Below are 21,533 nucleotides of genomic sequence, written 5' to 3'. Positions count from 1 at the left end.
GAAAGTTAGAAATTCAAGACTCAAAACTCAAAATTCTTAACTCCTAACTCTTAACTCCTAACTCTTTCATTACCCATCAGATGATGGCTGATTTATCTGGTAGATGTAGTAAGTTGCCATTGGAATAACGGTGGCGGCAATTAACAATCCTATTACCCAAGCAGTAGCACTACCTTGGACAGCTTTAGTTTCTTCTGCGTTCTTGAAGGTACCTTCTACCTGGACATCATCAGCAATTTGCGGTGGTCCTGGATCGGGTTTGCCTGAAAGGACGGCGACGAGGCGATCGCTAGTATCGATAAATGCTTGGTTGTATTTGTTGCCTTTACGTAACGGCGTACTTAGGGTTTCATTAGCTACACTCTCGGCAATAGAGTCTGTGAGCAAAGATTTAACGCGATCGCCAGTAATAATAGCGCTACCGTTGGTCGCTGTGTCAAGAACCAATAAAGTTTGATTAGCTTGGGCTTCTTTTGTAGGGAACCATTTTTCAAACAGTTCTTTAATAAAACTTTCTGGTGTTTCCCCGTAGTCAAAGTGGCGAATAGTAACTATTCTAACTTCATTGCCAGTTTCCTTTGCCAAATCCTCGAAAGTGCTGCTAATCTTACCTTCATTCACACGACTGATGACTTCACCTTGATCTAAAACCCAGGTGTCATTCCCTGAAGTGAGGTTGGGTATTTGATACACACCCGTGGCTAAAGCAGGTGCGCTAAACAGGGACGCTGCTAAAATAACGGTAACTAATGGTAAGATTAGCCGCACAAAATGTTTTTTATTGCTAAATAATTGTTTGAGGAGCTGTTTCATCGTATTAACTCTAAGACTGCCTTGCACCAAAAATACTATAGAACCGTTGTGAAAATCACCTGGCTCTCAGTTTTCTCCAACAGGAAGTTTCTGCTGCTACCAGCAGATATATATTTTACAGGATTTTTTTATTGCACAAATTTGTTATGAGTGGGGCTACAAGCATTAACCTTGATGCTGACACACTTACTAGTTACAAGAAATACCGCCCTTGTGGGAATTAACCCAAATGATGAGGGCGGAATTTGCAAACCATCTAGAAATGATATCGTATTATGAATATTTTTGGTAGAATATACGATATTTTTTTCATATCTGCAAGTAGCCTTTGCTGGTACACCGATGAACGGTGATATCTGCATTTTTTTGATATTTTAGACTGTAAAAATAATTTTTGGCGTTGCCTCTTGCCTATGGCAGGGAATAGGCAATCGGCAATAGGCAAAGAAAGTCTATTGATATATTGATATTGGGATTTTACGAGCAGTTTATCTCCTAAACTATGCTTCAACTGCTATAAGTTAAATTTGTATCAATATAAATAAATACATGACTATAATTCTTACTAACGATGACGGGATTGACGCCCCTGGCATCCGAGCGCTGGTCAAAGCTGTAAACGGCAAAAATGCTATTGTTGCGGCTCCTGTGGATCATCTGTCTGGTTGTGGACATCAAGTCACCACCACTCGTGCCATCAACCTGCAACGACGTTCTGAAACTGAGTATGCGATCGCCGGCACTCCCGCTGATTGTGTGAGAATTGCAATAACACAAATCACCGCAGATGTCAAATTTGTTCTCTCAGGTATCAACGCTGGCGGTAACTTAGGAGTTGATGTCTACATTTCTGGGACGGTTGCTGCTGTGCGAGAAGCTGCAATGCACGGTATTCCAGGAATTGCCATTTCTCACTATCGCAAAGCCAAGCAAAATTTTGATTGGGATGTGGCTGCTAAATTGACAGCTGAAGTTTTAGGCGACTTACTCAAGCGTCCCCTCGAACCTGGATGTTTTTGGAATGTAAATTTGCCACATCTGCAACCAGGAGAAGCAGATCCTGAGGTGGTGTTTTGCCAACCCTGTGTCAAACCTTTGCCCGTGAATTATCGTATTGAGGGTAATGATTTTTATTATGTTGGAGAGTATGGCAAACGCGATCGCACTCCTGGTAGCGATGTGGATGTATGTTTTTCCGGCAATATCGCCGTAACTCAGTTGAGAGTTTGAGAAAAGGCGAAAGGCGAAAGGCGAAAGGCGAAAGGCAAAAGGCAAAAGTAAAAATAAATATTTAAGTCAAAACAATTCGCAATTTCCTTAGTTCTCTCAAGTCAGGAAAACCGCCCACGAGACTAGCTACCCTTTGTGGGTGGCGGAAGTTTCCCTGTTGTCTTTCATTTTTATCTTTTTAATCAGTATCTCCTTTAATTAAATACATAAATCTATCTAGAGTTTGTGTCAGATCGTTGAGTTTTTGCAGGGAATTTTGCTGAGATTCAGCCAGAGTTTGTACCGCGTCACATAAAGCAACAATTTGATAGCCTTGTTGCTGCACCTGCTGTCCTTGTGCTTCGAGTTGTGTGCTGACAGTCTCCAATCTTTCCGCGAGACGTTCGATTGTCTCTGTCGTAGAAAGCACTGCTTCTCCAATTTGTTCCACAATAGATTCCAAGCGATTTATTTTTACTTCAACTCCTGTTGCAATCATTTGTTTACCACCCTAATTTTGAGAGAGCATATTAGTAAAATTCCTAATTTCAATTGAAATAATTAATTTCAGTACAAACATTAGATAACACTATTGTTCCGACACTATGTCTGATTTTGTTGTTTGATGCATCTATCTAATGTTGTGTTTAAGTGCTTATATGATAATCCGCTTTGATTTTTGAATTTATCTGTTGAAGTAGGCAATGGGAACTAAGAATAGGTAATCAGGTTTTTGGACTTTAGGGCTAGTTTTTTCAAAAATCAGATAGGAATCCTATAAGTACTTAATAAATTGCAATTTTTAATCAATCTTGTTGATTAAATATCTAAAATAATTAACAATGCAGAAAAATACTTATTGTTTTTCTAGTTTTAATTAATACACATATTATCTCCTTATGAATTTTACCAAGATCGAGTCAATGTACAGTTACAATCAATATTTTTAATAAGGCTAAGTTTATAGTCTTATTAAGTTTAAGTAATTATACCTTCGTTGTTTAACATTTCGTCAAACAATCGAGTAAAGACGGTAAATCAGGATTTTTCTAAGTACCAATTCTCCGTTGTGAGAATTGCAATTTACCTTTCACTTTCAGTACAGACTAAGAGGAGCTTGGTAGGAATATTACAGCCTTTTTCAGGTACATGAAGTACACATGTAGGGGCGTACCGTTAAAGCAGAACCCGTTCGCCCTCAATACTGCTCGCTTTGTGCATTTTTAACTCGGCATTGGATTTGGGGAAAAGGTTAATGGTTCGACAAGCTCACCAACCGGGTAAAGGTTAAAGGTTTTTTCTTTCCCCTTTTCCCCTTAACCGACAAGTATTGCGTTCGCCCTTACAATTATCTGTACCTCACAAAGTTGGAATCTGCTGTAATTCTATTCGTTTTATTTATGCCGATCGCCATTGCTGGCAAAATCGATTAGTCTAAATTTTCCTGGCTCCAAAAGCGATGCACTTTGAGAACAACTATGTATGTATTTGCCAATAAATCTTAATTAGTTCTACTAGTTGTAGGAACAGATGGCGGGGACACACAGTTAGCTATGCATCCCTACCAATGACTGTATTTTCTTGAACTAAAATACTTGATTTAGATAATCGAATTGCTCAAAAATACGATAGCGATCGCGCACAAACAAAAGCCAATAATACTAATTTTCCGGGGTACAATTCGGTTGATTTCGCCCATACCCATCGCATTACCAATTTCTCTAACACTCATGGTAACTGCAAACTGAGTTAAGGTTATACCTAGTATGTACGCAACCAAAGGTATTATTCCTGTACCAGTAATCGATTGTCCGTGAATGTAACCCTGAAATAGACCAACACTAATACTTCCCAGAGCAAGTAACACAAAGTTTACATGATTTGCGTTGATTAGCATTGTGCCTAATAAAATAGTAGAAATACTTATGGCTATTTCTATCTCCGGTATATTTATTTGAAATAAATGAATTATAGTGCCCAAAATTACTGCTAAGACAAAATATCCAACTATCAAAGCGTTACGAATAAATATAGCTGATAGTAAACCAATAGCAATAATACCAACTAAACATTTTGAGTTCATGACTGGATCTGATATTCCCCAGATAAAGCCTTCCCAAAAATTAGAGATGGCGCGAACAGCAGGCGTTCCACTCCACGAACTCAGCAAGCTAATTAATATGAGAGCTGCGATCGCTGCAATATGGCGATCGACTACCTTGAAGGTATAAAATTCCTCTGTAGCACGGAATTCTGATAATTTAGTTTTGAACATAGCTATATGGAAAATTAGGTTTTTCGGTAATTTATACTACCCACCTACTTTCAGAAACTAACGTGATAATAACGATAAATCATCTTAACTTTATAAAGTTATGTAAAGTCTCAGTAGCGATCGCAGTATGCGAGTATTTAGTGTATTAATAATTACTATGTATTGAGATTTAAGAGGCGATCGCTAATCAATCATCGTTCCAACGACTGCTGACGATACAACTAAACTATAAAAATGAATCTAAAGTAGGGTGAATAGGAATAAATATACATATAGCAGCCCTAAATGAGAAAGTGAAATCTTACTGACCCAGGCTGTTGGCTGTTAACTATTAACAGTCAACAGCCACTACTAATTGATTCTGAATTCTGAATTCTGAATTCTGTATTCTTCTTCAATGGAGTAATTCCTCAACTTGATGCTGGCTCCACAAACTTCTGTAAAGTCCCTGTTGTTGTACCAGTTCTAAGTGATTTCCCATCTGCACAATTTTCCCCTTTTCCATCACAAAAATTCGGTCAGCAGCAGCAGCAGCAGATAATTGATGAGTAATAAAAATTACTGTTTTTTTCTGTGTACCGCCGGATAGATTTTTGAGAATTTGTGTAGCTGTTTGATTATCTACACTGGAGAGGGCATCATCTAAAATTAATACTGGTGCATCGACCAGCATAGCTCTAGCTAAAGCAGTACGTTGGCGTTGACCGCCAGAAAGAGTAATCCCGCGTTCGCCAACGATAGTTTCGTATTGCTGGGGAAAATTATTAATTTCTGCGTCAATTTGAGCCAATTTTGCTACCAACTCTACCGTTTCTTGTTCGCTAACTGGGTCACCGTAGCGGATATTATTTTTGATTGTGGTGCTAAAAAGAAAACTATCTTGGGGGACGTAGCCGATCGCACTTCGTAAATCTCCCAAGGCTATCTTAGTAATATCGTGCCCATCTAAAAACAATTGTTCTGGTTCAATATCCAGCAAACGTGGCAAAGCATTGGCCAAAGTAGATTTTCCCGAACCAATTGCCCCAACAATTGCCACTGTTTCCCCCGGAGCAATGGTAAAGTTAATATTTTCTAATGCTGGAGTAGTGGAACCAGGATAACTGTAGCTGAGATTTTTCGCCGTTACTTCTCCTTTTAGTTCATTCATTGTTAGATGTACCGCATCGGCTGTGTCTTGAATTTTCGGTGTGACACTGAGAATAGATTCAAGCCTATCGATACTAACTTCACCCCGTTGATAGGTGCTAATTGTGAACCCTAAAAGGGTAGTGGGGAATACTAAACGCTCTACATAAATTAAGAGTGCTAAAAAGTCCCCAACTTGAAGCGTTCCAGAAGACATCCGTGCCGCACCTAGCCAAATAATTACCAGCGAACTGACATTAGCTAGACCGCCAATTAAAGGAAAAAGCGTATTTCGGCTTTTTGCCAGTTCCAAATTAGCAGCCAATAGTTGCTGATTTTTCTTGGCAAAAGCTCGACGCTCGTTGGCTTCTTGGGCATAGATTTTAATTAGAGCAATCCCACTGATATCTTCTTGGATGAGTTCGCTGATATCAGAGAGTTGCTCTTGGACTGCTGCTTGTTGTTTGCGTAAGCGATCGCTAAACAAACTTACCAACAAGAACATAAAAGGGTACACTGCCAAGGAGGCTAGTGTGAGATCCACACTAATCGCCAGCATTACTGGCAGTGTCAAAGCGTAGGCAAAAACTGTATTTGCCAAACTCAAGACGGCAAAACCCAGCAACCGCTTGATATTGTCCACATCACTGGTAGCCCGACTAATCAAATCACCAGCAGTATTACTGGCAAAATAAGACGGTTCGAGCTTTAGTAAGTGTTCAAAAATCCGTTGTTTGAGGTCAAATTCCACTTGACGCCCTACCCCAAATAGCCAAATGCGTGAAGCCATACGCATTAGCCACATTGCTGAACTGAGCAATACAATAATAACTACGTAATGTAGTATTTGATCCCAATTGAAGGTAGTTGATAGTCTGTCAACACCAGCACGAATCAACCAAGGGATATAAACGCCAAGGGCATTAACAGACAACAGAGCGAGAATGCCCAAAGAGGCTTCCCGCCAATGGGGTCGAAGGTAAGCACCAAGTTTAGCGAGTCTTCGAGATTTTGCCATTAAAGCAATTTTGCAACTTTATCATCCTAAATTAACCGCTAGTCCCAGAAGGCAGCTGAGGAAATATTGCTTGGCGGCAATCACAGCCTAAATTAATCAACTCACTAGTACTGCGTTCCCTAAAGGGTAGCAGTACTAGGGAGTGGGTTGCGGCCTTTTGAGTATTTCTTTTTTACTTTCTTACCGCTGAACACGCAAGAACCTGTAAATTTCACTGAGATAACTTTCCCAAGTTCTCGTTGTCAATTGCAGGGTTTCCGCATTAGGTACAAAGTCTTCAAGTCGTAAACCACGTGTCCGAATATCTTGAGGATTTCCCTGCAATAGGTAGGGAGGCACTCTCAAATTATAAGAAAGAATGTTATTCCCCGTCACATCTGAAATGGTTGCTGCGGTGGTTTGTTGTCCTAAAGCTACTAGTGTTTCAGATGTTGATACAGTAGCTGCTCCTAAAGGCGCTCTATAAAGAAAATAGGCGACTGCTGGTGTACTGGCCAACAGCAAAATCGTTAGTGCCCAACCTACTAAGTATCCTCCTGGTTTGTCTATCCCGCCTCCTTTGATTCTCTGAGCTGCAAAAATCATCATTAAGACAGAGGCTCCCAGAGGCTTGAGCGGAAAAGACATCATCCTCCACAACGAGGCCACAGCTGGTTCATTGGGGTTGAGAAACGATAGGGCAACGATTACCAACATAACGACTAATATTAATCGCCCTACAAAGGTTCCAGAAGGATAAAATCGCTGGAACAGCGAATATACGATAGTGCCAATCAGCAGCCACAGCAGTACCCGGCTTAGCAATAGAAACATAGATTAACTCTCAAATTTTCTGGTGCGGTGAGCCAGTGCGGTGGTGAGGCAGTCCAATTTGATTGGGGTTTTTGCGCCACTTTTTTTACTTGGGCATTGCCCAGCAAAGTCATGGCTCCCCTCCAAGGAACTGCCGAAAGGTTTTCCCGACATAAAGCTACCAGTATATTCTTGTGGAGGCAGTCTGTTGAACTATCTCCCTATGAACGACTGGTGTCAACTGGCTAACCCGTAAGAGTTTAGCCTAGAGGTTTCGGGAAATGGATTTATTTTATCGTCAAATTGTAATTGCACCATTTGACTTCAAATACCTCAAACCTCACACCGAAAGACTACCGTCGTAGTGATTTTAGTGCAATTTTTTGACACTGCGTCTATTATTTATAAATTTCCAGAAGAGTAATGTGGCACCAGTAAATTAAATTGATTGGGTAGTTGTTAACTTAAAAGGAAAAACTATGTTGTCTAGAAAGCCTACGATCTTGGTAACAGGGGGAGCTGGGTATATTGGCTCCCATACGGTACTTGCTCTCAAGCAAGCAGGTTATAACGTTATCATTCTTGATAATTTGGTATATGGTCATCGTGACCTAGTAGAAAAGGTTTTACAAGTAGAACTGATAGTAGGGGATACAGGCGATCGCCTTTTGCTCGATCGCTTATTCAAAACCCACGATATTGCCGCTGTAATGCACTTTTCTGCCTATGCCTATGTGGGAGAATCGGTAAGCGATCCTGCCAAATATTACCGCAATAACGTCCTTGGGACTCTCACCTTGTTGGAAGCCATGTTGACGGCTTCTGTTAAGAAATTTGTCTTTTCTTCCACTTGTGCCACTTATGGTATACCGGAATTTGTGCCGATTCCAGAAACCCATCCCCAAAATCCGATTAATCCTTATGGGGCTACTAAGCTGATGGTAGAGCGGATTCTTGCTGATTTTGATGTGGCTTACGGTTTCAAATCAGTGCGTTTCCGCTATTTTAATGCCGCTGGTGCTAATCCTAATGGTTTACTGGGCGAGGATCACGATCCAGAAACCCATTTGATTCCCTTGGTGTTGCTGACAGCTTTAGGGAAACGAGAGTCTATCTCAATTTTTGGTACTGATTATCCGACGCCCGATGGTACTTGTATTCGTGATTATATTCATGTGAACGACTTAGCAGATGCTCATATTTTAGGATTGGAATATTTATTAAAAGGTGGCGATAGCGAAGTTTTTAATTTGGGCAATGGTAGCGGCTTCTCTGTCAGAGAGGTGATTGCAGCAGCCGAGGCGGTGACAGGAGTTAGCATACCAGTTGAAGAACGCTCACGCCGTCCTGGCGATCCCCCAATTCTCATTGGTACTAGCGAGAAAGCCAGAACAATCTTAGGCTGGCACCCTCAATATTCATCCATCAAAGATATTGTCACTCATGCGTGGCAGTGGCATCAAAAGCGACACAAATAAACAAGTTTATGTGCTGGGGGAGTTGCCACCCCCTTTACTCATATATCACTTGATGTAATTGATGGCGATCGCTCTCCAGCCAAAGCCAAATCAATAATTTTGGTTGGTGATGTATGCGATCGCAGTAATTGAACTCACGTTAGATTAACAAGGGTAAAAGAAAAACTTTTCCTCTTACCCCTGCAAAATTTTACATACTTCAGTTTAATAGCGCCTACTTACTTCGGCAAAACCACACTTTGACGTGCAGTACGTTTGCGATCGCTTTTCCGAGTACCCCCAGCCATCTGATATTCATGGCTATTGCTACCAAATTTATAAGCAATACCACGCAAAAATTTTTCAGAATAATCTGCTAAATCTTCTTCATTTTCGAGGAGCTGGGTTAGTAAGATATCGATAGTTGAGAGGGTGGTATTGTATGCTTCTAGAGATTGCCGCATTCTTTCGATTTTTTCAATATAACCTTTGACTGTTAAGCCTTCTCCGACATCAAGAGTTTGACTAATTGATTTAACGCTTGCTAGACGTAGTTCAGCTTTGCCAAGAGTACGTGAATTGCGTTTTCGTCTTGCCATAATTAATACTCATTTTCTCAATTTGTCATAATTCTATAGTGGACAATTTTTGAAAAAGTTGTCATACGTAGAATTGTTGATTTTTTTGAAAAAGCCTAAAATTTATTTGCTTTATACCAATTTGTAATTACGATAGGACTTACGCAAAAACTCTCTGAAACTCTTATTTGTTTGTGTTCTTTGTGACGGCAGTCGCTCATAGGGGAAACCCCCAAGACCGCGCTACCTCTCGTTTGCGGTAGCCTATGGCAAGCCGCTTCGCGTCTACGTTTTTTCATAATTTTGCGTAAGTCCTATACGAATTACGAATAGATATAATGTGAAAGCGGAAGTTGCTACAGATTGCGCGAAACACCGAAACGTGAAAGCGGAAGTTGCTACAGCTTACGCAAAACGCGGAAATGTAAAAGCGGAAGTTACTACAGCTTGCGCAAAACGCGGAAACGTGAAAGCGGAAGTTACTACAGCTTGCGCAAAACGCGGAAATGTAAAAGCGGAAGGTGTTGCAAGGAAAGCGGAAGTTGCTACAGCTTGCGTGAATGCTCCCTTCGACTTCGCTCAGGGAGCGTTCTGGTGATGGTTGAGCAAAGCGATGTGCTGAACGGCTGGTGAGCTTGCCCTGAGCGATGGTTGCTGAGCGCAGTCGAAGCAAGTCGAAGGGCAAGTTTAGGGTAGAGTCGAACCACACCCAACTGTCTAAGTGTCTAAGTTAGCTAACCTACTGTAATGAGTTTCATTTTGACATTCGGCTAACTTATGCAACAAATTTGTATCCCCTGAAATTAGAGCTTGCTTCTTTTTTCGACTCCAACCTTGCACCTGCTTCTCACGCTCAAAAGCATCCACCACGGACTGATAATACTCACAGAAAACTAGCTTCACAGGCAACCGTTTTGCCGTGTGGTTTGCGCCCTTACCTTGTTGATGTTGCCACAGCCGCCGTTCAAGGTTCGTTGTACTACCCGTATAGTAACTACTATCAGCACATTCAAGAATGTACATATAAGCCATAAGTTGATTTGCGCGATCGCTTTTTATCAGAAAAAGTTCTCTCTAACCAAAGTGTTCCCTGAGCGAAGTCGAAGGGAACACTCCTTCTGAATTTTCAATATGCTTGTAAAACTTGAACAGGTGTAATCACAATTTCTCCGCGTCCCCGCGTCAACCTAAATGATAAGCCTTCACCCAAACATGATAGGTGTTCGCTCTATTTTTATCCCTAGCGTTGCTCGGTGTTTGGGGGAATGTTAGGCTTAGATTTTCTGGTTAAAGCACCTGTATATGCTTTTACACAGAAACAGTCTGGCTATTAAGTAGAAGGACTAAATTAAACTAAAAAAGAGGTTGCCGGGTTTCGACTCCGCTCAACCCTCGTCTTCTCTAGGATCGAGCATTGAGCGTAGTCGAAATGCGTCTTATAAATAATTGTGTCCACCTACTTACCTCCATTTTGGTAATTAGAGAAAGGATTTAGTCATGGCACGGGATAAGGTTTTTCCAGAAGTAAAGCAGCGCATTGAAAAAGCACAGCGAGAAGGTGCAAAAGAACTCAATCTTAGTGGTATGGGACTCACTGAAGTGCCAGAAGCGATCGCTAAAAATTACACTCAACTTCTAGGGCGATTGTCTTGGCAATAATACATGATTGGACTCCACCTTTAGAGAAGCAATCGTCATTGAGTCTTTAGATGAATTCTAGTAATAAAATTACCATAACCGTTGGTTTCGACACTTCGACAGGCTCAGTGCATCGCTTCGCTCAACCAACTGAGTGGTCGAGAGTTGAGCGACTCGTGCCGAGGGGAGCCAAGGTAAGTTGAAATTCGTCAACATAGGTATTTTTTTCATCAGAAATCACCTTATATAGAAACAAAGGAAGACATCTAGAAAAATGTCTCCCTACTTTTTTATTCGCTACCGCCTCTCGTCCCTCGTAGTGCAACAAATAAGATGGCGATAAATCCGAGAATTGGCAGAGCGATCGCCCAAAATGGTAAACTTTGAGTTTCGCCGTCAACTACATCACCATTGACATTTCGCACGTTTCGTGTATTACCTGTAGATCCAGCGGCCACAGTAACTTCAAATTTCAACTTAAAAGGTTTAAATCTTGCCCCTGAGGCTGGTTTACCACTCAATTGCAATTCATAAATTCCGGCTTTGGGAAAGACAACTTCTGCACCTGGGATGCCTTGATAACGCTCAACTGCTACAGGTTTTAGAGCTGGTTCTAAGAGTGCTGGCTCTCCGGCTGCATAAGGTTCGGCATAAACAGCCAAGCGACAATTACACTGTGCCAGGGGAATTACCTTTCCACCTCTGCGGGTAAGGGCAAACCAGGCTTGGCTTGGTTCTCCAGCACGAGGATTATCATTTGGTTCAATGTGAAGGGTGCCACCAACATCTCCAGATACTTCTACCTTATGAGCAGCAGCAGGGGAAAGATTAGTTATTGATATAGCTAAGCAATTCAGGAATAATAAATACTTGATTATTCCTTTGTTGGCGTAACATCTCTGTTTTGGACTCGTTGGGATGGAGCGAGAAGTTAAGAATGATTTACCGCGATTTGGTTGGGGGAACATAAAACTTTTCTAAGGCTAACTTTGACCAAAAAAAGCGCGAACGTACTAACAAAACACCGAGGGTAATAATTCCCATCAGTACTGCCGCTAATTTATTTCCCCAAGTTGATTGTATGGAACCCAAATAATGGGAACCAATCAACACAGCATGAATAGCACTTAAGAGCAAAGCTGGCACACCCAATAGATGAATCTGTCGCCAACGCTTGCCCCAAGATTTTTGCAATGATTCCCAACTCGTTAAAGCGGCGGGGGATATTAATATCAATGCTACAGCACCCGCAGCCATCCCCCACTGAAATTCTGGCGGCAGGAAAGAAAAGGCGGCAAAATTCCATTGCAATGAGTGTTCAATCATGTGGACGGTGTGAACCACAGAAAGTACAAAAGCTCCCACACCTAAGGCACGGCGGTAACGCAGTGGTGACGCCCACAAGCCACTAATAGGACGGGCAACTAACGCCAAGATTAAACACAATAAAGCGGCATGTCCCGTGTAATCTACCATTGTGTCACCAGTCCGCAGCAAGGTGATGGCGCCGATGGTGAGGGTTACCCAGCCGCCCAATCGAAACAACTGACTGCGCCTGTCTTTACTTATCAAAGACGTGGAGACGCCTACACCTAACATAGTGGGCAAGGTTCCCAAGCCAAAAGCCAGCATAGTTGCTGTACCCATCCATAAATTGCCAGTTTCAGCAGCTTTAATTTGAGCAGCATACAGGAAACCACAGGGCATTAAACCCCAAGTCATTCCTAAAAGTAATGGCGTCCACCATTTGGTTTTTAAAGAAAGTTTGACCATTCCGGTGTTGAGGCGATCGTGTAAACTGCCCTTTAATAGAGGATGTAGCACGGGAATGCGTGGTAGCAAATCTGGTTTTACTTGTCCTAAGCCAAACCAGATGAGCATCACACCAGTTATAATTGCCATCCAGCGCCGGAAATCACTGCCAATACCTGCTAGTTGTCCACCTTGCAGCAATACCGAACCCAGCGCCCCAATGCCGGCACCGACTAGAGCATAGCTCAACATGCGTCCCAGATTTAGCAGAATATGAAACTTTAATTGCTGTTGCCAAGTGTCGGACTTTTCTAAGGTTGATGTCCGTCCACGGGAAGTTGTTTGTGGAATTTTTTGCTGATGAGACAGGGAAAACGCCACTGTTAGGGGGCCACACATGCCAAAGCAATGCCCAAAACTACCCAGGAACCCCAAGATTGCAACAAGCAATAAATCTACCATAAGAAAAGTCCTGAGTTCTGAGTCATGAATCCTGAGTGTCAAAATAAAGATTTTGAAGAATTAAGAAGAAGTTGTTTTTTCTTTCTCTTTGCTCAGTACTCAGTACTTAGCACTCCTCTAGTGGGGCACTGTAAGTGAAGTTGCGATCGCTGTCAAAAGACAAGTTGTCAAACTTGATGTTTACTCTAAGGAATTAGTTCTTTTGTACTAAAATAAGATATAAAGGTATTTAATCATAAGTAAATATCTGCCTTGAATTAATAATCGTCGAATGGCTACAATTTTTTTCTCTTATTCACATTTGCAAAGACCATTGCAATAAGACTCAACATGAGGTTGTGCCATAAGGGTCAATCTGTAGCTTAAAATTTTCCCTTTTGATAAAAGTGAACTGATATCAAGTTCGGATAATCACTTATTATTAAAATTTCTCCGCGTCAGAGCGTCCCCTTCCGCGTCAGTCCTAATGATAAGTCTTCACCCGAACATGATATGACTGAGGATTTGCGCTACCCTAAGTCTGGAAGCCAGAGATAAATGACATGAGAAAATGGATTTGGCTGATGCTGTTGGTGGTGATGACAGTTGCGGTGGTGGGTAGCAGAGGTAGCACTTTTTTTGAACAGCGTCCCTCACCAGAAATTGTTCAGAGAATTCCAGCAGAAACACACCAAACACAGCCAGAGTCTCAGGAAGTTGACAGTACCTTACAAGTGTCTGCTGACAGGCTCATAGCCCATATCCAAAATTTAAATTTTCAGCGCTACACAACAACAGAGCGATCGCGTACTCGCACATATATCACAAATGAACTCAAAAAATTCGGCTGGCAACCTAAATTAGAAAAGTTCTCCGACGGTGTGAATATTTTTGCTGAACGTGTAGGAACTAACAAAGCCGCTAAAACAATTCTCGTAGGAGCGCATTACGATACCGTCGCCTCTTCTCCAGGTGCTGATGATAACGCTAGCGGTTTAGCTGTAATGCTGGAAGTTGCGCGGTTGCTTGGTTCTCGTCCCACACCACGGACGTTACAGTTAGCTTTTTTTGACCAAGAAGAAACAGGGCTTTTAGGTAGTCAGGCTTTTGTTGCCAAGACAGCACGCTTAGCAAATTTGGGCGGGGCGATCGTTATGGATATGGTAGGTTATGCTTGTTACACGCCTGGGTGTCAAAAATATCCTGCGGGATTGCCTGTTACTCCACCAAGCGACAAGGGTGATTTTTTGGTGGTAGTCGGTGATACAGAACATTTACCTTTATTGAGTGCGTTTCAAAATTCCCAGAATATTAACCCAACATCTCTGAATAAACAGAAATCCTATCTGCCAACTGTTCTAACACTGCCAATTCCTCTCAAAGGTTTGCTGACACCAGATACTTTACGCAGCGACCATGCACCCTTTTGGTATCAAGGAGCGGGTGCAGTACTGGTGACAGATACCGCAAATTTACGTACTCCCCACTATCATCAACCTAGTGATGTTCCAGCGACTATTGAGCGATCGTTTTTCACGGGTTCCGCACAGATTGTGGTCAATGCTACCACTGCTTTATTAGAAAAAAATGAGGATTTAGCAACTCAACCAGCAAGCTAATTGGTAATTAGTAATTAATAAATTTCGGGACAGAGTAACTTTATTAGGACTTACGCAACACCGATATTGTCGTTGCGACCGAAACGTAGTGTAGGGAAGCAATCCCAGAGTTTTTGGCTATTACTTCGCTCCGCTCGTAATGACGTAAAATCGTAGTTATTGCGTAAGTCCTGTTTATTTACTACGACAGTTTTCATTTATAGATGTTGCAGTGAACATTGTTCCCTACTCATCGACTTTTGCTTCAGGAAAAGTTAATGTCCAATTGTTTTTATCCTTGATCTGAAAGTACAAACCTTGGAGGATAAGTCGCACAGATGTCCGAGTTCTAATAAATTTCTTCACTAGATAAGTTCCTGGTTGAGCAAAAATATCATCAAAATTATTTCTATAACCGTATTGTTTTGAACAGTAATTGCCAGCACCTTTGACTGTTAACACAAAAAAGGGCGCTTGTTTGTATTCATCAGGAATCATAAAAATTCCGTATGATTTGTGTTTACCAAGCCACGGTTTAACAACGACTTTACTTGCTTTTATTTGAAATTTTGTAATATTTGATGCTAAAAAAGCGTCAGAATTGCAAACAGAATCATTCACGGGCCACCATAATGTAATAATACTCAGCGAAAACAGGAAAATAAAAATATAAATGAGTCGGTAAGGCATAAAATCAGGAAAAAGTGTTGGTGCTACTGGCGCAATTTGAAGAGTAATGGTAGTGCAGCAACAGCAATAAGACTATGCATCTGCAACAGGTTAGTCATTGAACATGGAGCATTGGTTATTAGCAAAAGACTAATGACTAACGACAAAGCAGATTTGTTACAGTATTAAACTTAGTTGAGAAACAATCGGTTTTTTGTGGCTATTAACACCGATTTTTGCTCAAATTTCTAGCTGTAATGAATTGTACAATTCTTTGTATTTGTGATGTTTTTGATGAGTTGCGATCGCACCCAGAGATATATTTCCCACTTAGGAGCGATCGCTATCAACTTTAGGAAAAAATCTGCTTCTATTTCTTGGCAGCAAATCAAGTAGTCAAATACACGAATATCCGCTATATTCACGTAAGTATGAATAGGTGAAAATTTTTATGGCTAGAAGTTGGGAAAGTCTGAAAAAACTTGGCGGTTTCTTGTGTGCCATTGCACTGACACAGTTCGCTACAAATACTTGTGCAAAAGCAGCTGACACAGTTGTTGTCCGTTTTGGTCTATTTACAGAATCCATCTCTCTTGCTGAGTTGCAAAAGGCTGCAAAGACTGGGGAATTACCCAGGAGTTTGCAGCCTTACTTTAAAGGATTATCTAAAGAACAACGCCAGTTCTTTTTGGAGGCGTTAAAGATGAATCTACCGTTAAAGGTTACCACGGTTAATGGATTAGTTAATACGCAGATTGGTACAAGTATTCTCAATGACCTCGCTACGGCTTTAGCCCGTGAGGACAAAGCCGGAGTACAAGCACTCAGGGCGGGATTGGTATTAGGCTCTACTGCACCAGAGGGTCTTTCTATACTCAGTTTTATCGCTGCTTATCCGAGTAAACGCTTAGAAATTGATGTACCACGGGCTTTTAAGGTTGCAGGGAGTTTGAATACTGCTTTTTGGCGCACCCAGCAGTTTATGTTGGCAATTGCACCTCAACTTGACCTGCTGACACCACAGCCGAGAACACCCCAGGTTGCTTTTCCTTCTGACCCCTCCCAGCGAGGAACAGCTCAAGTAGAAATACTCAAGTTAGACTTGAATGACCAAAAGCGCAATCGCAAAATTCCAGTTGATGTTTACTGGTCTACTGCTGCAACTCCTGACAAACCGGTAATTGTCTTTTCTCATGGCTTCGGTTCAATTCGCACGGACTTGTATTATCTGGCGGAACATTTAGCATCCCACGGTTATGTAGTAGCAGCTTTAGAACATCCTGGTAGTAATGCGACGAATGTTGACTCAGCCAAAGAAGGCAAAAACAGAATTGTTAAGCCTGAGGAGTTTTTGCTTCGTCCTCAAGATATTAGTTTTGTTCTCGACGAGTTAGAAAAGCTCAACCAAACAGCTAATAACCCCCTTGCTGGTAAACTTGCGACCCAGAACGCGATGGTTGTTGGCTATTCTTATGGTGGTGGTACAGCATTAGCAATTGCTGGCGCAGAATTACAACTAGAACGTCTCAAACAGCGCTGCAAAAAGAACTTGGCTATCTTGAGTTTGGGAGAAGGTATGCAGTGTATCGCTCAAGAACTGCCAGAAAATAGCTATCAATTGCGAGATAACAGGATTAAAGGAGCGATCGCTCTCAATCCTACAACTTCTCTGATATTTGGTGAAACTGGGTTAACCAAGGTGCAAGTTCCTACCCTGGTGTTAGCAAGTTCAGCAGATAAAACCACCCCAGCTTTAACTGAACAAATTATCGGATTTGATAAAATCCCATCCCCCAAATGGTTAGTTGGCGTAGTTGGAGGTACTCATTTGAGCGTCAAAGACCCAAGTACCACTCAGGATCAAATCGGAAAACCAAATACCCCTATTAGTGGCGGTGAAGTTGTTAATGGCCAAGCGGCTGATGTTCGTAAGTTAGTTAAAGCATTAACTTTATCGTTTGCTGCACAACTGACTCCAGAAGCTAAAAACTACGCTGTCTTCCTAACATCAGATTATGTAAACTTTACATCAACTCCGGCATTTCCATTTCGGCTAATTACTGAAATCCCTCCTAATGCTATGGCAGTAGTAAGAGAATTTGTTGAGAAATAACTAGCCCTTTTAAGTTGGGTTAAATCTTGTTCAAGAAATTAATTTTTAATCAATAGCTTACATCTAAGGAAAGAGGTAATAGTGAAAAGTCAATTAATACTTTTAACACTTTTCCTATTGCCTTGGGACGGTGAGCGGAGCCGAACCGTTGCCCATTTACTGAGTTGATGAATAACTTTACAAATCAAATCAAAGTGCTAATATAACTTGAACTTATTGGAATAATAAACCTACTCGCAGAAAAAATTCAACTCTTGACATTTCTTTTTTTTGCCTGAGGTTAATAACATCATTCTCGGCTGTTTAATACTAGACGATCGCACTTCTAAATTTATTTTGTATTAATTTTTCTTCAAGGTCTGCTTAAAGATAGATAGATAAATCAAATTTATTGTATTTTATTATACTACTAAAAAAGTATATATACATATTCCAAGTTTGTATCAAGTTTAGATAATTACTTGTTTTTCAAAACTCTCTGCGTCTCTATTTTGCTGCATCATTCGTAATGATAAGGCTTGAGAAGCCGACATTATCTGTGCTTCTAACAACATTCAAATCTTTACTTGAATACTTTACTTGTCAAAGTGATAATACTGATAATTTACGCTACATACTGTCAGTAATTAAAAATCTATACTAAATTTTTACAATAAAACTAAACATTAAGATATTAACTTTATGATATTTTTGTTAAAAATATTATGAGCTGAAAAGTGCTAAAAACGCAGGAGGATAGGGTCAAAAAAACATATATACTAACTACAAAACTACAAATAATGCTCAGGAAAAATTTCTTGATCCTGAAATAATATTTTCGATTATGTGCATTTCTTTAAATTGAATTGCACAAGGTATTAAAACAATTTTTATCTGGTAAGAAATACAAATCAGCTAAAAATGCAACATCATCAAGGCTGATTTTTTCGATAAAAATCAATTTAGCTATCAGATAGCATCATCCAATAGCTTGGAATTAAGAATTCAACAATTACTAGACCTGACTTAAGCGAATGCAACTCTATACACCTATTGAAATTGAACAACTTCAGGAAAACGAAGACCTTCCCTACTTCATTCAAATTTTAGAGTGGGTTAAAAATTTTTTAGGAAAACCTCATCCTCATTTAGGAAGACCGGGTGCAGTTTGTCCTTTTGTACCTTATTCTCTAAGATCCAACAGCATTCGTCTAGCAGTTATTCGCACGAAAGACTTGTATCCAGAACAAATAGAAAATATTGTCAGACGCTATCGAGATATATTTCTAGAGACGGATGTTAAAGAACAGGAATTAAAAATTAGTAAAGCTTTTTTACTGATATTTCCTGATATCCATATAGAAGAGGCTTCTGAAATAATAGATAGCGTTCAACAAAAACTCAAACCTTGGTTTGTCGAATCAGGACTAATGATTGGAGAATTTCATAAACGGAATCAAAGTCCTGGTTTACATAACCCAAACTTCCGTCCGCTTCGTAGCCCTGTACCCTTGTTAGCTATCAGGTTTATGGTTGAAGCAGACCTGCCTTTTCTTCAAAGTCCGGCTGACCCACACTTACGTATTAGGTATCTGGAAGCTTATTTAAAGCGGTTTGGCCATAAATTTACAGATGAGAATAGATTTAAAGCTGCTTATCAAGCATTGGCTTTAGCGAAAGAAGAAGTAGAAGCGGAAAATTTAGTGAGTTATTAAAGTTTCAATCAGCTATAAGTTATCATCTATAGGACTAGTATTTGATTTTTGAAATTACTCGTAGAGGCAGGGAACAGGCAATAGGCAATAGGCAATAGTGAAGAAGGGGATTAGAAGTCTACGGATTTTTTCAGAAATCAAACCGGATTCGTATACCACGGATAAGTATCTTCTTGCCCGTTAAGAATTGTATGTATTGTGTTTCCTCTTTTATTCTAAAAATTTGTGAAAGATTCGAGTGCGCCACTTCAAGCATTGCTGAATTATTACTTCTGGCTTTTTGATTTAACTGACTCGACGACCTTGACAGATAGTTGCAGTCAAGCGCGGGACTAGACCATCATAATGAGCAGTGATAAAATCAGCTCGTTTACCGACTTTGAGACTGCCGCGATCGCCAAATAGGTGAATAGCCTTTGCGGGATTACTGGTGAATAGTTGCATAGCTTCGTAAATCGGCTTACCAGTTTTGTCAGCAATGAGAAAGATGGCTTGCAGCAGGCTTTGGGGAACGTAGTCAGAAGAAATAACATCCACTAAATTTTGCAAAACCAATTCCATGGCCGAGACATTACCAGAATGAGAACCGCCCAAAACTAGATTAGGCGCACCCATCAAAACTTGCAATCCCAAGCTGTGAGCTGTTTTTGCCGCTTCTAAAGTAGTAGGAAACTCGGCTATTACTACCCCATCTTGTACTGCTTCCTGAACATGTTCCACCGTTGCATCATCATGACTGGCTAAAGAAATACCTTTATATTTGGCGATTTGCACCAAAGCCGCCCGATTTTTTTGTACATATATTTGTTGTTGTTGCTGACGAATAACAATGAAATCATCAATTTCCTCTGGTGTCGCCCCGTGTTTACCTATGTAATATTGTTTGAACTTGTCTAAACGGATAAACTGCCGCTGACCAGGGGTATGATCCATCAGAGAAATCATCGATAAAAGGGGATTGTCTGCGTATTGTGCAGTAATCTCATAAACCTTGTCATATGCTAGTTCACAACGCAGGTGAATCCGGTGTTCCACACAGAAACGTCCGGCTTTTTGCCCGCGACAGATAACATCAATCATTGGGGCAAAATTAGTTAAACGTGGAGAACCAACAGCTATATCACCAATGGCGATCGCATCACATACAGTTGTTACCCCAGCACTAGCTAAATCTCGGTCATGGTAAATTGCTGCTGCTTCCAAAGGCCAGCGAATTCCTGGACGGGGAGATACACAGCGTTCCAAGTTGTCGGTGTGCAGTTCAATTAATCCAGGCATGAGATAATCTCGTTGACCATTCAACCCATGAGTCACAATTCCTGGCTGAATGTCAGCAATCAATCCATCTCGCACTACAAGCGTACCCAGCACTTCCTCATGGGGAAGTTGGAGGTGATAATTTGTGTAGACTTGCTCATTCATAGCAATTTTGGATTTGGGCATGGGGCATTGGGGAGCCACTGCGTTGGGCGGCTTTGCCGACTTGAAGCAAGTGGCGTCATGGGGCATTGGGCATGGGGAGTCATGCTGTTGGGTTCTCATAGGGTAAGCCCAAACTAAGATTATTCTGAATTCAGAATTTGCGATCAATTATCCTTGGCAAAGGTTAATTGGCGGTTACAGAGTTGCATTTGCACTTCTTCATCATGAAAAATGCCAACTAAAGCACAGCCGGCTGCTTTGTGTTCTGCGAGAAATTCCATTACTACTTGACGATTGGTGGCATCTAGGGCTGATGTCGGTTCATCCAGTAGCAAAATCGGATAATTGACACAAAGGGCGCGGGCAATATTCACTCGTTGCTTTTCGCCTCCAGAAAAGGTGGTGGGAGAGAGTTTCCATAAGCGTTCTGGTAAATTGAGGCGATGAAATAATGCTTTTACTTTGTCAAAAGCAACTTCTGTTTTTACCCCTAATTCCAACAGCGGTTCTGCCGCAACTTCTAGGGCGGGAACTCTGGGAATCACTCGTAAAAATTGGCTGACATATCCTATAGTTTGTTGACGGACTGCTAAAAGTTCATGGGGCAGAAGTTGACATAAATCAAGCCAATTTCCTCCATGTTTTACCCAAATTGAGCCGCTATCAGCGCGATAGTTTCCATATAAACAGCGCATCAAAGTAGACTTCCCGGAACCAGAAGGCCCAGACAAAGCTACACATTCCCCAGCATTCACACTCAGGGATAATCCTTCTAAAACTGATAGGCAAACACTTCCTTGCTGATGCAAAGTAAAACCTTTTCGCAATTGTTCTACTTGCAGTACAGTGTTGGGCGAAATGTTAGTGGGAAGATGGCGATGGTTAATAGTTAATAATTGCATTGGGACTGGGGATTGGGGATTGGGGACTGGGGAT

Annotated in this window: 20 protein-coding genes; 6 read left to right on the top strand and 14 right to left on the bottom strand. The window is 41.1% G+C overall.

Annotated elements, in window-relative coordinates:
• Positions 1-69 precede the first annotated feature (69 nt).
• On the bottom strand, positions 70-813 hold the full coding sequence (gene psb32, locus ACM0OY_RS23830) for a photosystem II repair protein Psb32 (protein ID WP_414571305.1): 744 nt from the start codon (positions 811-813) through the stop codon (positions 70-72).
• A gap of 549 nt (positions 814-1,362) precedes the next feature.
• Here psb32 and surE point away from each other — a divergent pair.
• Complete coding sequence (surE, locus tag ACM0OY_RS23825) at positions 1,363-2,043, top strand: 5'/3'-nucleotidase SurE (protein WP_414571304.1); 681 nt, start codon at positions 1,363-1,365, stop codon at positions 2,041-2,043.
• Positions 2,044-2,221: 178 nt separating this feature from the next.
• Here surE and ACM0OY_RS23820 read toward each other — a convergent pair whose 3' ends face one another.
• The 4 genes from ACM0OY_RS23820 to ACM0OY_RS23805 all read right to left on the bottom strand — a co-directional run bounded on the left by ACM0OY_RS23820 (position 2,222) and on the right by ACM0OY_RS23805 (position 7,256).
• Positions 2,222-2,521: a hypothetical protein gene (locus tag ACM0OY_RS23820; RefSeq protein WP_414571303.1), complete on the bottom strand. Its 300-nt coding sequence runs from the start codon at positions 2,519-2,521 to the stop codon at positions 2,222-2,224.
• A 1,101-nt stretch (positions 2,522-3,622) separates the two neighbouring features.
• Positions 3,623-4,297, bottom strand: coding sequence for a HupE/UreJ family protein (locus ACM0OY_RS23815; RefSeq protein ID WP_414571302.1), 675 nt, complete (start codon positions 4,295-4,297; stop codon positions 3,623-3,625).
• A 394-nt stretch (positions 4,298-4,691) separates the two neighbouring features.
• Positions 4,692-6,443: an ABC transporter ATP-binding protein gene (locus ACM0OY_RS23810; RefSeq protein ID WP_414571301.1), complete on the bottom strand. Its 1,752-nt coding sequence runs from the start codon at positions 6,441-6,443 to the stop codon at positions 4,692-4,694.
• Between the two features lie 180 nt (positions 6,444-6,623).
• Positions 6,624-7,256 carry a hypothetical protein gene (locus ACM0OY_RS23805; RefSeq protein ID WP_414571300.1) on the bottom strand — a complete coding sequence of 211 codons (633 nt, stop codon included), beginning with the start codon at positions 7,254-7,256 and terminating at the stop codon, positions 6,624-6,626.
• 458 nt (positions 7,257-7,714) lie between these two features.
• Between ACM0OY_RS23805 and galE the strand changes: the two genes are divergently transcribed.
• Positions 7,715-8,713: a UDP-glucose 4-epimerase GalE gene (gene galE / locus ACM0OY_RS23800; RefSeq protein WP_414571299.1), complete on the top strand. Its 999-nt coding sequence runs from the start codon at positions 7,715-7,717 to the stop codon at positions 8,711-8,713.
• A 218-nt stretch (positions 8,714-8,931) separates the two neighbouring features.
• On the opposite strand, the gene ACM0OY_RS23795 is transcribed toward galE, so the two are convergent.
• Positions 8,932-9,291, bottom strand: a complete 360-nt coding sequence (locus tag ACM0OY_RS23795; protein WP_414571298.1) for a hypothetical protein — start codon at positions 9,289-9,291, stop codon at positions 8,932-8,934.
• Between the two features lie 696 nt (positions 9,292-9,987).
• Entirely contained in the window at positions 9,988-10,302 is a 315-nt protein-coding gene (locus ACM0OY_RS23790; protein ID WP_414571297.1) for a GIY-YIG nuclease family protein, read from the bottom strand.
• A 465-nt stretch (positions 10,303-10,767) separates the two neighbouring features.
• Here ACM0OY_RS23790 and ACM0OY_RS23785 point away from each other — a divergent pair, with 465 nt between their 5' ends.
• Complete coding sequence (locus ACM0OY_RS23785) at positions 10,768-10,929, top strand: hypothetical protein (protein ID WP_414571296.1); 162 nt, start codon at positions 10,768-10,770, stop codon at positions 10,927-10,929.
• Positions 10,930-10,998: 69 nt separating this feature from the next.
• Here the strand turns inward: ACM0OY_RS23785 and ACM0OY_RS23780 are convergent, their stop codons facing one another.
• The 3 genes from ACM0OY_RS23780 to ACM0OY_RS23770 are packed head-to-tail and all read right to left on the bottom strand — an operon-like array spanning position 10,999 to position 13,122.
• Positions 10,999-11,139, bottom strand: a complete 141-nt coding sequence (locus ACM0OY_RS23780) for a hypothetical protein (protein WP_414571295.1) — start codon at positions 11,137-11,139, stop codon at positions 10,999-11,001.
• 59 nt (positions 11,140-11,198) lie between these two features.
• Positions 11,199-11,876, bottom strand: a complete 678-nt coding sequence (locus tag ACM0OY_RS23775) for a hypothetical protein (RefSeq protein ID WP_414571294.1) — start codon at positions 11,874-11,876, stop codon at positions 11,199-11,201.
• A complete protein-coding gene (locus tag ACM0OY_RS23770) occupies positions 11,851-13,122 on the bottom strand; it encodes a sulfite exporter TauE/SafE family protein (protein ID WP_414571293.1) in 1,272 nt (423 codons plus the stop codon). Before ACM0OY_RS23770 ends, ACM0OY_RS23775 begins: the two co-directional genes overlap by 26 nt.
• Positions 13,123-13,664: 542 nt before the next feature.
• Here ACM0OY_RS23770 and ACM0OY_RS23765 point away from each other — a divergent pair.
• A complete protein-coding gene (locus ACM0OY_RS23765) occupies positions 13,665-14,720 on the top strand; it encodes a M20/M25/M40 family metallo-hydrolase (RefSeq protein WP_414571292.1) in 1,056 nt (351 codons plus the stop codon).
• Between the two features lie 225 nt (positions 14,721-14,945).
• On the opposite strand, the gene ACM0OY_RS23760 is transcribed toward ACM0OY_RS23765, so the two are convergent.
• Together ACM0OY_RS23760 and ACM0OY_RS23755 are read right to left on the bottom strand one after the other, a co-directional pair.
• Entirely contained in the window at positions 14,946-15,389 is a 444-nt protein-coding gene (locus tag ACM0OY_RS23760) for a hypothetical protein (RefSeq protein WP_414571291.1), read from the bottom strand.
• Between the two features lie 227 nt (positions 15,390-15,616).
• Positions 15,617-15,793: a hypothetical protein gene (locus ACM0OY_RS23755; RefSeq protein WP_414571290.1), complete on the bottom strand. Its 177-nt coding sequence runs from the start codon at positions 15,791-15,793 to the stop codon at positions 15,617-15,619.
• Between the two features lie 26 nt (positions 15,794-15,819).
• Here ACM0OY_RS23755 and ACM0OY_RS23750 point away from each other — a divergent pair, with 26 nt between their 5' ends.
• Positions 15,820-17,481, top strand: coding sequence for an alpha/beta hydrolase (locus tag ACM0OY_RS23750; RefSeq protein WP_414571289.1), 1,662 nt, complete (start codon positions 15,820-15,822; stop codon positions 17,479-17,481).
• A 1,013-nt stretch (positions 17,482-18,494) separates the two neighbouring features.
• Positions 18,495-19,175, top strand: a complete 681-nt coding sequence (locus ACM0OY_RS23745) for a DUF6875 domain-containing protein (RefSeq protein WP_414571288.1) — start codon at positions 18,495-18,497, stop codon at positions 19,173-19,175.
• A gap of 285 nt (positions 19,176-19,460) precedes the next feature.
• Here the strand turns inward: ACM0OY_RS23745 and phnM are convergent, their stop codons facing one another.
• A complete protein-coding gene (gene phnM, locus ACM0OY_RS23740; RefSeq protein ID WP_414571287.1) occupies positions 19,461-20,717 on the bottom strand; it encodes a phosphonate metabolism protein PhnM in 1,257 nt (418 codons plus the stop codon).
• A gap of 44 nt (positions 20,718-20,761) precedes the next feature.
• Entirely contained in the window at positions 20,762-21,499 is a 738-nt protein-coding gene (phnL, locus tag ACM0OY_RS23735; RefSeq protein ID WP_414571286.1) for a phosphonate C-P lyase system protein PhnL, read from the bottom strand.
• Positions 21,500-21,533: the final 34 nt, after the last annotated feature.

The organism is Nostoc sp. CCY 9925, from assembly GCF_963920935.1.
GTDB lineage: Bacteria > Cyanobacteriota > Cyanobacteriia > Cyanobacteriales > Nostocaceae > Nostoc.
The sequence above is the reverse complement of the archived record's forward strand: the minus strand, read 5'-3'. Positions and strand labels throughout refer to the sequence as shown.

Bases quoted from the DNA above. Each gene is read 5' to 3' on its own strand.
- ACM0OY_RS23780 (WP_414571295.1), bottom strand. From the start codon at position 11,139: ATGAAAAAAATACCTATGTTGACGAATTTCAACTTACCTTGGCTCCCC.
- ACM0OY_RS23760 (WP_414571291.1), bottom strand. From the start codon at position 15,389: ATGCCTTACCGACTCATTTATATTTTTATTTTCCTGTTTTCGCTGAGT.
- ACM0OY_RS23785 (WP_414571296.1), top strand. From the start codon at position 10,768: ATGGCACGGGATAAGGTTTTTCCAGAAGTAAAGCAGCGCATTGAAAAA.
- psb32 (WP_414571305.1), bottom strand. From the start codon at position 813: ATGAAACAGCTCCTCAAACAATTATTTAGCAATAAAAAACATTTTGTG.
- ACM0OY_RS23820 (WP_414571303.1), bottom strand. From the start codon at position 2,521: ATGATTGCAACAGGAGTTGAAGTAAAAATAAATCGCTTGGAATCTATT.
- ACM0OY_RS23795 (WP_414571298.1), bottom strand. From the start codon at position 9,291: ATGGCAAGACGAAAACGCAATTCACGTACTCTTGGCAAAGCTGAACTA.
- surE (WP_414571304.1), top strand. From the start codon at position 1,363: ATGACTATAATTCTTACTAACGATGACGGGATTGACGCCCCTGGCATC.
- galE (WP_414571299.1), top strand. From the start codon at position 7,715: ATGTTGTCTAGAAAGCCTACGATCTTGGTAACAGGGGGAGCTGGGTAT.
- ACM0OY_RS23765 (WP_414571292.1), top strand. From the start codon at position 13,665: ATGAGAAAATGGATTTGGCTGATGCTGTTGGTGGTGATGACAGTTGCG.
- ACM0OY_RS23790 (WP_414571297.1), bottom strand. From the start codon at position 10,302: ATGGCTTATATGTACATTCTTGAATGTGCTGATAGTAGTTACTATACG.
- ACM0OY_RS23750 (WP_414571289.1), top strand. From the start codon at position 15,820: ATGGCTAGAAGTTGGGAAAGTCTGAAAAAACTTGGCGGTTTCTTGTGT.
- ACM0OY_RS23815 (WP_414571302.1), bottom strand. From the start codon at position 4,297: ATGTTCAAAACTAAATTATCAGAATTCCGTGCTACAGAGGAATTTTAT.
- ACM0OY_RS23810 (WP_414571301.1), bottom strand. From the start codon at position 6,443: ATGGCAAAATCTCGAAGACTCGCTAAACTTGGTGCTTACCTTCGACCC.
- phnL (WP_414571286.1), bottom strand. From the start codon at position 21,499: ATGCAATTATTAACTATTAACCATCGCCATCTTCCCACTAACATTTCG.
- ACM0OY_RS23775 (WP_414571294.1), bottom strand. From the start codon at position 11,876: ATGTTCCCCCAACCAAATCGCGGTAAATCATTCTTAACTTCTCGCTCC.
- ACM0OY_RS23770 (WP_414571293.1), bottom strand. From the start codon at position 13,122: ATGGTAGATTTATTGCTTGTTGCAATCTTGGGGTTCCTGGGTAGTTTT.
- phnM (WP_414571287.1), bottom strand. From the start codon at position 20,717: ATGAGAACCCAACAGCATGACTCCCCATGCCCAATGCCCCATGACGCC.
- ACM0OY_RS23745 (WP_414571288.1), top strand. From the start codon at position 18,495: ATGCAACTCTATACACCTATTGAAATTGAACAACTTCAGGAAAACGAA.
- ACM0OY_RS23805 (WP_414571300.1), bottom strand. From the start codon at position 7,256: ATGTTTCTATTGCTAAGCCGGGTACTGCTGTGGCTGCTGATTGGCACT.